Source organism: Caryophanon tenue, from assembly GCF_001700315.1.
GTDB classification, from domain to species: domain Bacteria; phylum Bacillota; class Bacilli; order Bacillales_A; family Planococcaceae; genus Caryophanon; species Caryophanon tenue.
The window spans coordinates 1-15,337 of sequence record NZ_MASJ01000017.1 but is presented as its reverse complement, the minus strand read 5'-3'; the positions used below and the strand labels follow the sequence as shown (position 1 = coordinate 15,337).

Genomic DNA, 15,337 nt, shown 5'->3' with positions numbered 1-15,337 from the left:
TACCGTCAACCACCTTTTGTAATGCCTTCATGGCGCTTCAATCGCAAGAGCAATCCCTTGCCCAACACCGATACACATTGTAGCTAAGCCTCTTGCTGCTTGTTGTCGCTGCATCGTATAAAGAAGTGTCGTCATAATACGTGCACCACTCGCTCCAATTGGATGCCCAAGTGCAATGGCACCACCGTTTATATTGACGCGTGCCTCATCTAGCTGCAGTGCATCGATACAAGCGATTGCTTGTGCCGCAAACGCTTCATTTAGTTCAATGATGTCAAACTGTGCGATATCGATGTTCAGTTGCTTACATAGTTTATTAGTGGCGGCAATTGGTCCAAGCCCCATTACAGCTGGTTCAACCCCTGCTGTTGCACTACCGCTATATTTTGCGAGTGGCGTAAAACCATGCTTTTTCATATACCGTTCACTCATTAACAGTACAGCTGCTGCTCCGTCATTAATACCTGAAGACGTCGCAGCCGTGACCGTACCCCCGTTAAACAACGGCGGCACATCTTGAAGACCTTCAGCTGTCACATTCGGACGTGGGTTTTCATCTTGGGTCACGCATATTTCGTTTCCTTGCGCATCATGCCCCATTACCGCCATTATTTCGCGTGCAAAATGATGTTTACGAATGGCTTGCTGCGCCTTTTGTTGACTTCTTGCGGCAAATTCATTTTGACGTTCTTTCGAAATGTTGTAGCGCTGTGCAATATTTTCAGCTGTTTGTGGCATCGCATCTGCCCCGTACATTGCCTCTAGTTTTGGATTAACAAAACGCCAGCCAATCGTTGTATCAAACATCTCCATCGAACCACGCGGAAATGCCTGTGAGGGTTTTGCCATCACAAACGGAGCACGTGTCATACTTTCAACACCACCAGCAATGACTACATCCGCTTCACCTGCACGAATTGCACGCGCACCGTAACTAATGGCATCTAAACCTGAGCCACATAAACGATTGATGGTTGTTGCACTTACCTCTTGAGGATAGCCTGCAAGCAGTGTGGCCATTCGCGCAACATTTCGATTATCCTCACCTGCTTGATTAACATTGCCAAAAATAACATCATCAATATGTAATAGCTGCAACGCTGGCTGACGCGCGGCTATTTCTTTTAATACGAGTGCTGCTAAATCATCTGGACGAATATGACGAAACACACCATTATACTTGCCAATCGGTGTGCGTACAGCTTCTACAATATAAACATGTTCCATCTGTATCACCCTTTTCGTTAGATTACTTTATTCACCTTTCATCAAAACGGGACATTCTTTACATTATTATACATTCTTCTCTAAATAAAAAGTCATTTTTTCGGCAAATAATTATTGTTATCTTTTTATATGCGCATCAAAAGATATAAATCTTCCATGCCACTCTCCGTCATATTTATGCGTTCTGTCATGCCATCTTTTAAAGTCTTTCGCACTAGCACGGCATTTATTTGTTCGTCCACTCAATTTCCGTTACAATATAGAAGATGAATGAACGAAGGAGTGACGCTTTTATGGAAGAAAAAATTATTCATCTTCATCCCTCACTGCTTCAAAAACAAGCTGAAGCCGATTTACAAAAAATACAAGACAAACGTCGCGACCGTTACAAATACGATATGAAGCATTTCGTATTATTTTGCGATGAACATATGTTAGCGCATACATATGACAGTCTAAAGCTTTACTTGCACCACTCAATTACGCAACAGCGCATTAAATTCTCAACATTCGAACGTAGACTTGCCGGCATTAAATTTCATTTAAAAGCAGACGGACAGCAACCAACGGAACAGCAGCTCGAAGATATTCGTTTGCTGCGTGATTTATATAACCAGCCCGAGTATTTACGACTGAAACCACAAATTGGGCAACGCGCTGAAAAGCAAGATGAAGTGCTACGCCTCATTGACCGCTTCGATACAGATGATTCGCTCGATATTCGCATTCGCGCAATTTGTTTAGTGAACTTAATTACAGCTTGCCGACCGACAGAAATGGTACGCATCCAACTAAAAGATTTTGATTTACGCGCACGCACTGTATGGACAATGCAGACCAAACAAGGCTCGATGGTCGAAAAACGTTTAACGCTTGAATGCATTCAAGCCGTTGACCGTTATATTCGTACATTTTCGTTACAGCCTGAACATTTTTTTGTTGGCAAAGTGGACAAATGGGGACACTATCATAGCACAAAGGTACATGAAAGTAGTTATAATCGCATGATAACAAAATGGCTAGGCTTTGCTCCGTATACATTCCGTAAAACCCAAATTACATCGATGTATAATAAAGGCGCAGACATTCCAACAATTGCGAAACAATCCGGACACAAATCGCACCAAACCATTATGGAGCATTACATACAAGTACGTAAAGAAGATGTGGATGAGTTTTTATAATGGAAAGAATCGCTTATTATATAGGCGATTCTTTTTCGTTTCATACAAATTATTCCTTTTCCTTTGAATTGCTGCTATCATTACAGAAAAAGAAATGGAGTGGACGTAATATGAAAAAATTTGTACATGTCGTAGGCGCAATCATCGAAAATGATGCACAACAAATCTTGTGTGCACAGCGAAGTAAAACGATGACTTTACCAAACTTATGGGAATTTCCAGGTGGAAAAATTGAGAAGGGTGAGACCGCGGAGCAAGCTTTAACGCGTGAGATCGCTGAAGAACTGCAGTGTCAAATCATCGTTGGTCAAAAAGTCGAAGATACTACATATGAATATGAAACATTTATCGTTCGTTTAGAGACATATAAAGCATCGATTGTACAGGGCGTACCGGTAGCAACCGAACATGCGGAACTACGTTGGTTAGCACGACATGAGTTACAACAAATCGAATGGGCTGCAGCTGATATTCCTGCTGTAAGGAAACTACAACGATAGGAGGCTTTTTATGTCACACTTACAATCTTTACGCTCAGCACTTGAATACGGTTTTCTAAATGATACCCAACCGACAACTGAATTGTTAAAGCCAAAGCTATTAACAAATGATACATCTACAAATGTATTATCAACGTTATTAAAGGAGCTTTTGTCCTGTCAATCTTTTTGTATATCAGTTGCATTTATTACATCCGGTGGACTAACGATGTTAAAAGCGGCGCTTGCTGACTTAGCAGCACGAAATATTCATGGAAAAATTTTGACGTCTACATATTTACAATTTAATCAGCCTCATGTTTTTGAACAATTATTACGTATTCCAAACGTAGAAGTACGGATTACGGCGATTGAAGGTTTTCATGCAAAGGGCTACATTTTTGAACAACAGCATTATGAAACATTGATTATTGGCAGTTCTAATTTAACCCAAAGTGCACTTAAAACAAATTACGAGTGGAATGTGAAATTGAATTCACTTCAAAACGGCGATTTACTAAAAAAATTTAAGCAACAATTTGAACATGTTTGGCAAAAAGCAATGCCGCTATCACCGCACTGGCTGGATCATTATGCAGCAAACTATATGCCACAAACCCCATTCCGTCAAAAAATTGCAGAACAACAACAAGTATATTCAACCATTTCGCCCAACAAAATGCAGCAACAAGCTCTACAGCAACTGCAAACCGTTCGAGATCATGGTGAGCAACGAGCACTTGTTATATCTGCGACTGGTACTGGTAAAACCTATCTATCTGCCTTTGATGTACAACAGGTTGCGCCTCAAACATTATTATTTGTGGTGCACCGCGAACAAATCTTGAAAAAAGCGATGGCGCAATTTAAAACGATTTTACAACTTCAAGATCATGAAATTGGCTTGTTAACAGGGGCGTCTAAACAGAGTGACTGCCGTTATCTATTTGCAACAGTGCAAACTATTTCTAAGCCCGACGTTTTAGCACAATTTACCCGTTCGCATTTTGATTACATCATTGTTGACGAAGTACATAAAGCTGGGGCACGTTCTTACTTACGTGTGCTTGAACATTTTTCTCCGAAGTTTTTATTGGGCATGACGGCGACACCTGAACGTACAGACGATTATAACATTTTCCAATTATTCGATTACAATATTGCATATGAAATTCGCTTACAACAAGCACTCGAAGAAGAAATGTTATGTCCTTTTCATTATTTCGGCGTGACCGATTACCAACAAGACGGGCTCGTCATTAATGAAAAAACGGATTTCAATCAGTTAATTATGGATGAGCGTATAAATCATCTTATCGACAAAATTCATTATTATGGGCATGACGGTAGCGAGACAAAAGGCCTTATTTTTTGTAGTCGTAAAGAAGAAGCACTTGCATTAAGTCATGCGCTCAATCACAAAGGTTTGCGAACGATTGCGTTAACCGGGGATACACATATCGAAAAGCGAGAGCAAGCGATTCGTGCACTAGAAGATGGACAACTTACACATCTGATTACCGTAGATATTTTAAATGAGGGTATTGATATACCTATGTTGAATCAAATTGTCATGCTCCGTCAAACTCAATCGAGTATTATCTTTTTACAACAACTTGGACGTGGACTTCGGAAACATCCCTCTAAAAGCTATGTCACAATTATTGATTTCATTGGCAATTATAAAAATAACTACATGATTCCAATGGCGCTAGCTGGTGATTATAGCTTTAATAAAGATAATTTACGTAGGCATACAATGGAGGCAACATATATTAAAGGTGTGTCGAGCATTCATTTTGAAGAAATCGCGAAAAAGCGTATTTTCGAATCGCTTCAAGTCCCATCACTCATTACCTTTAAGCATATGGTCGTACAATTTGAGGAGCTACAACGTCGTTTAGGACATACACCTTTACTAGTAGACTTTATCAAGCATCGTTTATTAGACCCTCATGTTTTATTAACAAAAAAAGCGAATTATGATGAATTTTTATGTACGATCCAAAAGCAACCTTCTACATTGTCAGCAACAGCACAGCATTTACTGACATTTGTATCTCAAGAGCTTATCAATGGTAAACGGCTTCATGAAATTCTTTTATTAAAACTGTTGTTACAGACGCCTAAACTTTCTAAACGTGCCTTTCAACATCTCCTTGTACAATGTCAATTACAAAGTGATGCTGAAACATTAACATCTGTCGAAAATATGCTGACGTTAAAGTTTTTCACAAATCCATCCCGACAAAAGTACGGGCATATTTCGCTCCTGCTAGTCAAAGAACACTATGCACTACATCCAGACATACAAGCTGTACTAGACGATAAATACGTCCACACATTATTTGTCGATGTATTAGATTGCGCTTTTCGTAATAACGAGCAATATGATCGAAATCCTTTCACCATAAACGCCAAATATTCACGAAAAGATTATTGCCGCCTAATGAATTGGCGCTCAGATATGTCTTCTGTTATATATGGCTATAAAATTGATGACGCAACGAAAACCTGTCCTCTTTTTATTCGTTATCATAAAGACGATACATTAAATACAGCTGTCTTATATGAAGATGAATTAATAAATACACATGAACTTAAATGGTTTACACGACCTGGTAAAAAAATCACCTCGCCTATTGAAAATCGTATTTTTTATGATGACTCATTAACGCTTCATATTTTCATTCAAAAAGACGGTGCAGAAGGAGCTGACTTTTACTATTTAGGGGAAGCAACACCACAAGCAACTAACATAGAGGAACATCTTACTGAAAATAAGAGCGGTAGACAAGTACCCATCGTTTCTGCCCATTTTACACTGAAAAATGAAATAAATGAAACGATCTATCATTATTTGACGACAAACTAAAAAACGCTAGCAGCACATTTTTGTAGCTGCTAGCGTTTTATTATTCTCCATTCGCAAAGCCATTTGTCGATGCGAGCTGTCCTTTAATTTTCGTTACTGCAACGTCCGTTCCTTGTAGCCAGCTATGAAACGGCATTATCAGTGGTGGGCGATTGCTACCTAATGCAATGCCAACACGTTTTGTTTGTGGCTCGTACATAGCTGTATGAATGGTGCCGTCCCACGCACCATATTTTGTTGCAAAAACGCCTTCCTCCACATCATTTAGTACATTATATGCATCGCGAATCGGCGCATATGCTTGCTGATCAATCCGTTGCTCACGTGCGAGAGAATCCGCCATCGTATAACGATTTTCTTCCGTTAACACGCGGAAATGATTCGTACATCCAACCGCGTCATATGTAGCAATGCGTCGCGCAGATGCCTCAATGACTTTCATCTGTCCACTTGCGTCTACTACACAATAATTAAACGCATGCTTATGCGGAATTTCTGATAATAGTGTGATTGCTTCATCAACGGTGCGACAATTTTCTAACACAATACGTCCAATCATATTACATACAAAGCCATCACCGTGACTACGCGAGTTTACAAAATTATAGCCCATCGCTAAGCCATGCTCATTCATACCATCTGTACGACCTGTTCCTTGCATCGTCGGTCCAATGGTTGCATAGCCTGTATCACTCGGTGCAAATAGAACGTAACGTCCATCATATGTGATCGGGTCATTGTCATAATTACGTATCATATACGTTGGAGACATCATAATCGAGCAACCACTACGCTTATTCGCATAATAGCCACCGAAGCGGAAATAGGCTTCTTCTGTCGAGAGTTGTAATGCCTCTTGTAGCCCTGCAATTTCTTCGTCAATGCCTGGTGCGAAACGTCTCAGCAGTTGCTGGACATCTGTAATATTTACATGAAATTTCTTTTGTAAGCTTTTATACAACGCATAACGACGCTTTAATAAGATAGAATCGCGTAAACGTTCACCTTGCATCATGCCAAAATCATAATGTGTTCCGCGAAATTGAATGACTTCACTTGCGACTTGCTTCATTTTATCGACCCCTTTGAAAAAAGAGGTATCCAATAACTGGACACCTCCGCCTACTTTACTGAATGCCGTACGATAACATCGGCTTAATTTTATCTGCATCCTTTATCACGGTTTCACGCTGCTTATCGACACCGTCAAACCATAAACGAATCGTTTCAATCATTTTTTGTGGCAACTCTTCACCATTTTTTAAAATGTGCACAACTGCATTAATTGCTTTTGTACGTTCTTCATAAAATTTAATGCGACGTTCAAAATCAGCGCTTACTTCTACATCAAAAATCTTTCCTAAGCGTATCACATGTGAGTTCATCGCACGCTCCCCGTATAATGCAGACGCGACCAGTGCTACTTGATAGGAAAAATCATATTCATTATCGATAAAGTAGTCTTTTAATAACGCCTCAATACGTGTTGTAATGACAAGTAAACGTTTATATTGTGTTGTCGCCATCATTTTCGTATCTTCAAACATCGTCACCATCAAGTTCACTTCTTCCATGAACCCTTTCACTTCTGTCAGTACGTCTGGTTGGCCATTAAAGTTTAAAATCAACTTTGTATTTTCATATACATACATACGTTGTAAATAAGAATGTAATAAAATCATGCCGTTGTATTGGACTTGTGCTGGATTTGCCATATTCAAAACTCCTATCTGTTCATTACTATTAGCGTACCATAAAATGATTGACAATTCCTTGAAAAGTCGCTATTTTTACAACAGTTTAAAGGAAATACAATTTTTTTATTTTTTGCGTCCAAATCGCCTATTCGTCCGTCTAATCTATGAAAGGAGGTAATCGCAGTGGATATTGATGCACTTATTGATGAACATAGTGACTATTTATTTCGCATTGCCTTTATTTATACAAAAGATATTTTCCTCGCTGAAGAAGTTGTACAAGATGTCTTTTTTAAATTTTACACTCATACAGATTTTAAAGGGCATGCTTCCGTGAAAACATATTTAACAAAGATGACCATTAATCGGAGCATTGATTGCACACGAAGCCTTCGTTACAAAACGATGCAATTATTCGACCAATTCACAACGACGAGCGTTGAACAGCAACTTATTGAAACCGAACAGCGCCAAGAAATTACAGCAGCTGTATTAACACTACCATTAAAATATCGCCAAGTGTTACTTCACTATTACTATGAAGATTTATCCGTGCAACAGATTGCGACATTATGTGATTTGCCCTTATCGACTGTAAAATCTCGCTTACAACGAGCCCGTCATAAATTAAAAGACCAGCTACCACATATTTCTTGGGAGGTGTTACATGATGCATAAATGGAAAGACGAACTTCAGACGTTAACATTTCGCCGTAAAGAAGATGTCAAAAAAAATATACGTAAAAAACGAACGACTTCTTACCGTATGCCGCTTCTCTATGTAAGCTTTACAGCCGTCGCACTCGCTTGTATTGCACTTAGCTTCATTAGCCCTTCTGCAACGTCCACCGTTCAAGCCGCTACACTTGCTTGGTATTTATCAAAAGAAGAACTAATTTATGCGGCTAGCAGTCAGCTTTTATTAATGGTTAGCTACGGCTTTTTTGTCGCGACCGCACATACACAACGCCGCAAACATCGCTTCAGCCAATTTTTCAAATCATGGCAGGGCAATTTCATCGGTACCACGATACTTCTTACGTGTATGGCGCTTATTTGGACAGCAAACGGTTTATTTCACTCTGACTATATTACACATGGCCTGTTCGGAAGCATACTATTCCTTACGTATATATCTGTTACTCAATTTCTTATTCGTAAACGTGTACGGCAACATTGCCCACATTGCCAAACTACATTTACACACCGTGAAATTATGAAAACGTCATTCCGTTTAAAAGCAATTCGCTGCTTACATTGTCATGAAAAAATATATATTAATCCAAAAGAAAATCAGCTGTCATTTGTAAACACATTAAGCTTTCCATTTTTCGCGCTACTTGTACGTATGATAGACTTAAATGTTTGGGTGATTACCATTTTATTTATTGCCATGATTATTTATTTATTCTGCGCCTTTATGCCCTATAGCGTAGAATATATTGAAGCAGAAGACAATGACCTCCCACCACCTCTTTGGTAAACACAAAAAAACAGTCGCGAAAATGTATATCTTTTCGCGGCTGTCTAGTTGTTCAAATGCTCATTTTCGTCCAATTTGCTGCTTCACAACGCGTGCAATGCCGCCCACACAAACGATATAAATCATTATCGCTAATAATGTTGTGCTAAAATGTTCCTCTAAACCACTTCCTGCTAGCGCATACACAATCGTATTCGGCATTTTGCCAATCGCTGTCGCCACCAAAAATGCAATAAACGGAACATGTACAATCGCCGCAATAACATTTACGGCAGCTGATGGCATAATCGGCAATACACGTGCTGTTAACACTGCTGTAAATCCATGTTGTGCTACGAGCTTACTTGATGCGTTCAATTTCGGACGCTTTTGGATATACGTTTGTGCCCAAGACGTAAACCAGTATTTACTAATACTATACATAATAAGCGAGCCAAACACGCTACCGCCGATACTAACAAGTGCTGCTATATACCAATCAAACTGTGTCGCCAGTCCGACAATCACAAATGGTGTTGGCATAAATGGCACACATGCGAGTACAGCAATTAATAAAAAACTGATTACTAAGCCAAGAGCAGGATTTGTTTGTAACAACACTACTAATGCATCTACCATAATTGCTCTCTTTTCTTTAAATTCACTGTAAACGTTTATTTTACCATATGCGCTCCAACAATCACAAAAAAGCACGTGCTCTTTTCAGATAACACGTGCTTCATCTTTACATCATAATGCCACCATCTACATGCAGCACGTGACCATTTATATAACCAGCTTCATCCGAGGCTAAAAATAAATAAGCATTCGCAATTTCAACTGGCTCTGCTAATCTTTGCTGTGACACAACTGCCGTCATCTTTTCAATAATGTTCGCAGGCATTTTCGCCACTAAATCCGTTTTTGTAAAGCCTGGTGCAACGGCATTTACATTAATGCCTTTACGCCCTAATTCTTTTGCCCACGTTTTCGTCATGCCGACTACCGCTGCTTTTGTTGCCGCATAATTCGTCTGCCCGACATTACCATATACACCGCTAACAGATGATGTATTAATAATTTTACCGTAGCCTTTTTCAATAAAAAGAGGCACAACTGCTTGTGTACAATTAAACACGCCCGTTAAATTAACGCTTAATACTTTCTCGAACTGTTCTGCCGTCATTTTCGTCAGCATCGCATCACTTGTAATCCCTGCATTATTCACTAAAATATCAACTGTTCCAAACGCTTCTACTGTTTTTTCGACTAAATTAGCTACACTCTCACTTGAGGCAACATTTGTTTGAACATAGATGGCGTCCTTTCCTGCATCTGTTAATGATGAAACTAACGCTTCACCTGCTGCATCATCCATATCCGCAATGACCACTTTTGCCCCTTCGTCACTAAATCGTCGCACAGCCGCTTCACCAATTCCCTTTGCGCCACCTGTAATAATGGCTACTTTTTGCTCTAAACGCATAAAAAACATCCCCCTGCAATATGTTACTCAGCGCTCATTTTAAACACCTACCACTACATTACCTACATTTTTATCCAAATAAACTTTTTATTTTAAAATAAATACAAAAAAAGAATATAATGCATAAAATAAGCGATTGTAGTAACCTACTAGCCCAATACTACTAATAAATTGTATGTTTCAATAATAAAATACCCACTTTCTATTTTTTTCAATATATAAACAAAGAGGCTCGGATAGGCCCTATTTAAAATGAATGTATGGAGGTGAAAAAAATGTGCGGGTGCGTCCCGACACAAGCGGCGACATCTGCAGGAGGAGCACCAAAAGCAAAAAAATATCCTTCAGCAGTTGTCGTTGCTGAAAGATATTTCTTTTTGTCTCAATTTCTTTTATTTTTATTTCGTTTGTAATGTTGTCATGCGGAACGGATCTAAAATAACGTCAATTTGTTCTTCTGTAAAGTATTCATACTTTAAGCATAAAGAACGTACAGATTCATCTGTTTCTAACGCTTCGCGGGCTAATTTTGATGCAATTTCATAACCAACGTGTGGTGCAATCGCTGTAATAACCCCGATACTGCGGTCTACGTTTGCACGCAGTACATTTTCATTTGCTTCAATATCTTTTAAACAATACTCTGTAAACGCTTCGAAGCCATTTGTCATAATACGAATTGATTGTAATAAGTTGAATACTAATACTGGCTCCATTACATTTAGCTCAAATTGTCCTGCTTCTGATGCCATTGAAATTGTCGCATCATTTCCAGCTACTTGGAACGCGATTTGGTTAACAACTTCCAGCATTACTGGGTTTACTTTCCCTGGCATAATTGAAGAACCTGGTTGACGCTCTGGTAATTTAATTTCAGCAAAACCTGCTTTTGGCCCTGATGCCATTAAACGTAGGTCATTACAGATTTTCGACATATTTAACATACAAATTTTAAGTGCGCCTGACACTTCTGTATAAATGTCTGTATTTTGTGTACCATCTACATAGTTTTCACATTCTTTAAATGGTAAACCAGTGTTTTCACGTACAAATTCAACTGCTGATGTGATATACGCTGCATCTGCATTTAAACATGTACCGATGGCTGTAGCACCTAAGTTAATTTCATATAAATCTTCTTTTGTTTGCTTAATACGTTTAATATCACGACGTAATACTTTCGCATATGCTAAAAATTCTTGACCTAAACGGATTGGTACAGCATCTTGTAAATGTGTACGCCCCATTTTAATAATATGGTCAAACTGTTGGGCTTTCGCCTCAAACGTTTCCACCATGTATTCCATCGTTTTTAATAATTCGATTAATAATGCAACAGTTGATACGTGAATCGCTGTTGGGAATGCATCGTTCGTTGACTGTGCCATATTAACATGAGAGTTTGGGCTAATGATTGATGAAGCACCTTTGTCATGTCCTAAAATTTCAAGTGCTCGGTTAGCAATCACTTCATTTGTATTCATGTTTAATGAAGTACCTGCTCCCCCTTGAATTGGGTCAACAACAAATTGGTCGTGCCATAAGCCGTCGATAATTTCGTTTGCTGCTTGCACAATCGCATCAGCAAGCTCCGCATTTAGCTTCCCTGTTGCTGCATTGGCTTGTGCAGCTGATTTTTTAACGATCGCAAACGCACGGATTAGCTCCGGGTCTACTGTTAAACCTGTGATTGGGAAGTTTTGTCGTGCGCGCATTGTTTGAATGCCGTAATAAACTTCTTTCGGAATTTCCATTGTCCCTAAAAAGTCTTTTTCGATACGCGGTGTCATGTAAAATCGCTCTCCTTAAAATTTTTAACGTACATGTTTTAGTAAAATTTTTTGATTGTTTTTATGTAGAAATATTTCCAGCATATGCGATAAGCTGTTTCTACTCTATGCTAGTATACAGCATTTTAGTAAAATAGCGAGCAAATTGTGTACAAAAACGCAAATTTTTTTAGTCCAATAGTTTGATTATATTGTAAAATTTTAACCTTCTGAATAATTGTAAATGTATGAAAATTAAAATAGAATAAAACTAATACTTAAAGGAGGTGGCATTTTGCATCCAAAATTACAAACTGTCATAGAAGCAATGCCGATGTACCAAACTACATTCCCAGATGATGCGTGTATTATTGTCGCTAATACAGAAGAAATCATTGGCTATTTGCCAGGCAAGACGATTGATTTACATATTCAAGTTGGAACGAAGATCAAAGACTTTACGAATACAGTGACAGAATATGCTTTACGTACAAAGTGTTTTACGAAAGAAGAAAAAGGTCCTGAAAAATTTGGCGTTGCGTATATTGCAACAGCACAGCCCATTTTTGATGGCACTACATTGATCGGAGTTGTAAGCGTTGTCATTTCTAATGATCAAATGAATACACTACGACTCGTCGCCAATGAATTATCAAGTGCTGTCGAACAGATGATTGCGACAAACAGTGAACTGACTGCCGCAAGTAGTGACGTCTCGGAACAGCTAGACGGCTTAGTGAACTATGCAGATGTAATGAATCAAGATATTCGTCATATTCATAGTATTGTACAGCTCGTAAAAGAAATTGCTCAAATGTCTAAAATTCTCGGTTTAAATGCCTCGATTGAAGCTGCTCGCTCTGGTGAACATGGTCGTGGCTTTGCGGTCGTCGCCAATGAAATTCAAAAAATGGCGCAAAATAGTACAGAAAGTGCCAACCAAATTGCGTCACAGCTAGAACATATTCGTAGCTCCGTTGAAGTCGTGACAACTACAACAACACAAATTGCCTCTTTCACTCAACAATTCTCTGCAAGTATGTACGAACTAGAAGGCGCGTACGAAAATATTACAGAGCATGTCACAAAATTGTTAATGATGACCGAATCAAAATAATGATAAAAGACAGCGATGAATTCGCTGTCTTTTATTATGCACACATACTGTTTTTCGCTAACCATTCTTCTACTATTATAATAGGAAGAAACTATAAAAATTTTAGCCACTTGATTACGATGTAGCAATAGCGTTTTTATCAGTTATCCTCATTTTCTGCACACAATTAGTTCATTATTTTACAGTATAATTTTTAGATTATTCAAAATATTTTATTATACTTCATTTCCCCCTCTGCTACAATACTTCTAATGAGGGACGCGTTACTTTTTAAAGGGACGTTTTTCAACCCTCATTTATATAGTACATGTTTATTAGGACGCTGCAGCATAAATGATCTATCAAATACCGATTGGGAGGAATGTTTTATTATGATGACAACATCAACAACACACGATCTGCCCGTATACCATAGCTATATAAATGGACAATGGGTGAACAATGCATCTAACACTACGATTGAGCTGTATTCACCTTCAACAAGAAAGCCCATTGGATACATTCAAGCGATGACAAAACAAGACGTAAATGAAGCCATTGTCTATGCTCACGCAGCACAAAAAGATTGGGAAGCGTTGCCACTTCAAACACGTGCCCATTATTTATATCGCTGGGCAGATGAACTGCTCCATATGAAAGATGAACTTGCGCAGCTCATTATGCAAGAAGTAGGGAAAAATTTAAAGGACGCACGAAATGAAGTTTTACGAACAGTTGATTTAATTCGCTATACCGTTGAAGAAGCACTACATTTAAATGGGGAAAGTGCACGTGGCGACCAGTTCCCTGGTGGCAGTCGTACAAAAATTGCCGTAGTTGAACGGGTCGCAATTGGTATCGTGTTAGCGATTCCACCATTTAACTATCCAGTTAATTTAGCAGCTGCTAAATTAGCGCCAGCACTGATGATGGGAAATAGTGTCATTTTTAAACCTGCAACACAAGGGGCTATGAGCGGCCTTAAAATGATTCAAGCATTACATAAAGCCGGGCTTCCTAAAGGTGTACTAAATACCGTAACAGGTCGTGGGTCTGAAATTGGTGATTATTTAGTTGAACATCCTGGCATTAATATGATTTCCTTTACAGGCGGGACAAATACCGGCATGCGTTTAGCCAAGAAAGCGACAATGATTCCGCTCGTACTAGAGCTAGGTGGCAAAGACCCTGGCATCATTTGTGAAGATGCTGATTTAGCGAAAATTGCTCCTCAAATTATTAGCGGTGCATTTTCGTATGCTGGTCAACGGTGTACGGCATTAAAACGTCTCCTTGTACATGAATCAGTTGCCGATGCACTAGTCGATTTATTACATGATGAAATTAAAAAGCTAGCAGTTGGTCGCCCAGAAGATGGCTGTACCGTTGTACCGTTAATTGATGATGCTTCTGCCAATTTTGTTGAAGGGCTAATTACTGATGCAATCGAGCAAGGAGCGACACTTGTCACTGGTGGTACACGACAACATAATCTTATCGCACCTACATTATTTGACCATGTGACTGAAAACATGCGCATCGCTTGGGAAGAACCATTTGGGCCGGTACTCCCGATTATTCGTGTCACTTCAGACGCGGAAGCCATTGCACTGGCGAATGCCTCTGAATATGGTTTACAAGCAAGTATTTTTACAGAAAATCTTGACCGTGCGTTCGCAATTGCCAACGCACAGAACGCGGCCCTGACCACTTTCCAATTATCGGCACAAAAAAATCAGGCATGGGTGCCCAAGGTGTGAAAAATAGTTTATTATCGATGACACGTGAAAAAGTAACCATTTTAAATTTATCTATATGAATTTATCTATTTATAAATAAATTGTTTAATGTATTAATTGTTTGATTTATAAAAATTTGCACCCACAGTAAACTGCAGGCAATACAGTATAAAGTTCTTGTGTAAACATTGGTTCGTACAATAGGAGGCGAGAAACTTTTCTTTATATTCGTGCTAAAAAAATTACCTGCTCAACTGTATAGGATGACAAAAGTAAAAAGAGGCTGGGACAAAACCCCCTCTAAATTGAACAAAGCATCGGCG

The 15,337-nt window shown here is 39.0% G+C and carries 12 protein-coding genes and 1 pseudogene; 7 read left to right on the top strand and 6 right to left on the bottom strand.

All coding sequences use genetic code 11. From position 1 onward, the window contains the following. Positions 1-27: 27 nt before the first annotated feature. Positions 28-1,227: an acetyl-CoA C-acyltransferase gene (locus tag A6M13_RS09230; protein ID WP_066545225.1), complete on the bottom strand. Its 1,200-nt coding sequence runs from the start codon at positions 1,225-1,227 to the stop codon at positions 28-30. A gap of 293 nt (positions 1,228-1,520) precedes the next feature. On the opposite strand from A6M13_RS09230, the gene A6M13_RS09225 reads away from it, so the two are divergent. The 3 genes from A6M13_RS09225 (at position 1,521) to A6M13_RS09215 (ending at position 5,765) form a co-directional block, all read left to right on the top strand. Then, entirely contained in the window at positions 1,521-2,411 is an 891-nt protein-coding gene (locus tag A6M13_RS09225) for a tyrosine-type recombinase/integrase (RefSeq protein WP_066545224.1), read from the top strand. 110 nt (positions 2,412-2,521) lie between these two features. Beyond that, a complete protein-coding gene (locus tag A6M13_RS09220) occupies positions 2,522-2,911 on the top strand; it encodes a (deoxy)nucleoside triphosphate pyrophosphohydrolase (RefSeq protein WP_066545223.1) in 390 nt (129 codons plus the stop codon). A 10-nt stretch (positions 2,912-2,921) separates the two neighbouring features. Then, complete coding sequence (locus A6M13_RS09215) at positions 2,922-5,765, top strand: DEAD/DEAH box helicase (RefSeq protein ID WP_066545221.1); 2,844 nt, start codon at positions 2,922-2,924, stop codon at positions 5,763-5,765. A 40-nt stretch (positions 5,766-5,805) separates the two neighbouring features. Here A6M13_RS09215 and A6M13_RS09210 read toward each other — a convergent pair whose 3' ends face one another. Together A6M13_RS09210 and A6M13_RS09205 are read right to left on the bottom strand one after the other, a co-directional pair. Continuing rightward, positions 5,806-6,837 (bottom strand): C45 family autoproteolytic acyltransferase/hydrolase, encoded by a 1,032-nt coding sequence (locus A6M13_RS09210; RefSeq protein WP_066545219.1) that lies wholly within the window; start codon positions 6,835-6,837, stop codon positions 5,806-5,808. A 55-nt stretch (positions 6,838-6,892) separates the two neighbouring features. Then, the gene (locus tag A6M13_RS09205; RefSeq protein WP_066545217.1) at positions 6,893-7,480 is read right to left on the bottom strand and encodes a hypothetical protein; all 588 of its coding nucleotides are present in this window, start codon (positions 7,478-7,480) and stop codon (positions 6,893-6,895) included. 165 nt (positions 7,481-7,645) lie between these two features. On the opposite strand from A6M13_RS09205, the gene A6M13_RS09200 reads away from it, so the two are divergent. Both A6M13_RS09200 and A6M13_RS09195 read left to right on the top strand, forming a co-directional pair. Continuing rightward, entirely contained in the window at positions 7,646-8,140 is a 495-nt protein-coding gene (locus tag A6M13_RS09200) for an RNA polymerase sigma factor (protein ID WP_066545215.1), read from the top strand. Next, positions 8,130-8,945, top strand: coding sequence for a TIGR04104 family putative zinc finger protein (locus A6M13_RS09195; protein WP_066545213.1), 816 nt, complete (start codon positions 8,130-8,132; stop codon positions 8,943-8,945). The genes A6M13_RS09200 and A6M13_RS09195 overlap by 11 nt, the downstream gene beginning before the upstream one ends. A 60-nt stretch (positions 8,946-9,005) precedes the next feature. Here A6M13_RS09195 and A6M13_RS09190 read toward each other — a convergent pair whose 3' ends face one another. The 3 genes from A6M13_RS09190 to A6M13_RS09180 all read right to left on the bottom strand — a co-directional run bounded on the left by A6M13_RS09190 (position 9,006) and on the right by A6M13_RS09180 (position 12,200). After that, complete coding sequence (locus A6M13_RS09190) at positions 9,006-9,563, bottom strand: TVP38/TMEM64 family protein (protein ID WP_066545211.1); 558 nt, start codon at positions 9,561-9,563, stop codon at positions 9,006-9,008. A gap of 106 nt (positions 9,564-9,669) precedes the next feature. Further along, positions 9,670-10,410, bottom strand: a complete 741-nt coding sequence (fabG, locus tag A6M13_RS09185) for a 3-oxoacyl-ACP reductase FabG (protein ID WP_066545210.1) — start codon at positions 10,408-10,410, stop codon at positions 9,670-9,672. Positions 10,411-10,808: 398 nt separating this feature from the next. Next, the gene (locus tag A6M13_RS09180; protein WP_066545209.1) at positions 10,809-12,200 is read right to left on the bottom strand and encodes an aspartate ammonia-lyase; all 1,392 of its coding nucleotides are present in this window, start codon (positions 12,198-12,200) and stop codon (positions 10,809-10,811) included. A 274-nt stretch (positions 12,201-12,474) separates the two neighbouring features. Here A6M13_RS09180 and A6M13_RS09175 point away from each other — a divergent pair, with 274 nt between their 5' ends. Further along, positions 12,475-13,296 (top strand): methyl-accepting chemotaxis protein, encoded by an 822-nt coding sequence (locus tag A6M13_RS09175; protein ID WP_066545208.1) that lies wholly within the window; start codon positions 12,475-12,477, stop codon positions 13,294-13,296. Positions 13,297-13,670: 374 nt separating this feature from the next. Further along, positions 13,671-15,094, top strand: a pseudogene (locus A6M13_RS09170) (NADP-dependent glyceraldehyde-3-phosphate dehydrogenase). The last annotated feature ends 243 nt before the right edge of the window (positions 15,095-15,337 follow it).

Bases quoted from the DNA above. Each gene is read 5' to 3' on its own strand.
- A6M13_RS09195 (WP_066545213.1), top strand. From the start codon at position 8,130: ATGATGCATAAATGGAAAGACGAACTTCAGACGTTAACATTTCGCCGT.
- A6M13_RS09205 (WP_066545217.1), bottom strand. From the start codon at position 7,480: ATGGCAAATCCAGCACAAGTCCAATACAACGGCATGATTTTATTACAT.
- A6M13_RS09190 (WP_066545211.1), bottom strand. From the start codon at position 9,563: ATGGTAGATGCATTAGTAGTGTTGTTACAAACAAATCCTGCTCTTGGC.
- A6M13_RS09215 (WP_066545221.1), top strand. From the start codon at position 2,922: ATGTCACACTTACAATCTTTACGCTCAGCACTTGAATACGGTTTTCTA.
- fabG (WP_066545210.1), bottom strand. From the start codon at position 10,410: ATGCGTTTAGAGCAAAAAGTAGCCATTATTACAGGTGGCGCAAAGGGA.
- A6M13_RS09210 (WP_066545219.1), bottom strand. From the start codon at position 6,837: ATGAAGCAAGTCGCAAGTGAAGTCATTCAATTTCGCGGAACACATTAT.
- A6M13_RS09180 (WP_066545209.1), bottom strand. From the start codon at position 12,200: ATGACACCGCGTATCGAAAAAGACTTTTTAGGGACAATGGAAATTCCG.
- A6M13_RS09230 (WP_066545225.1), bottom strand. From the start codon at position 1,227: ATGGAACATGTTTATATTGTAGAAGCTGTACGCACACCGATTGGCAAG.
- A6M13_RS09225 (WP_066545224.1), top strand. From the start codon at position 1,521: ATGGAAGAAAAAATTATTCATCTTCATCCCTCACTGCTTCAAAAACAA.
- A6M13_RS09220 (WP_066545223.1), top strand. From the start codon at position 2,522: ATGAAAAAATTTGTACATGTCGTAGGCGCAATCATCGAAAATGATGCA.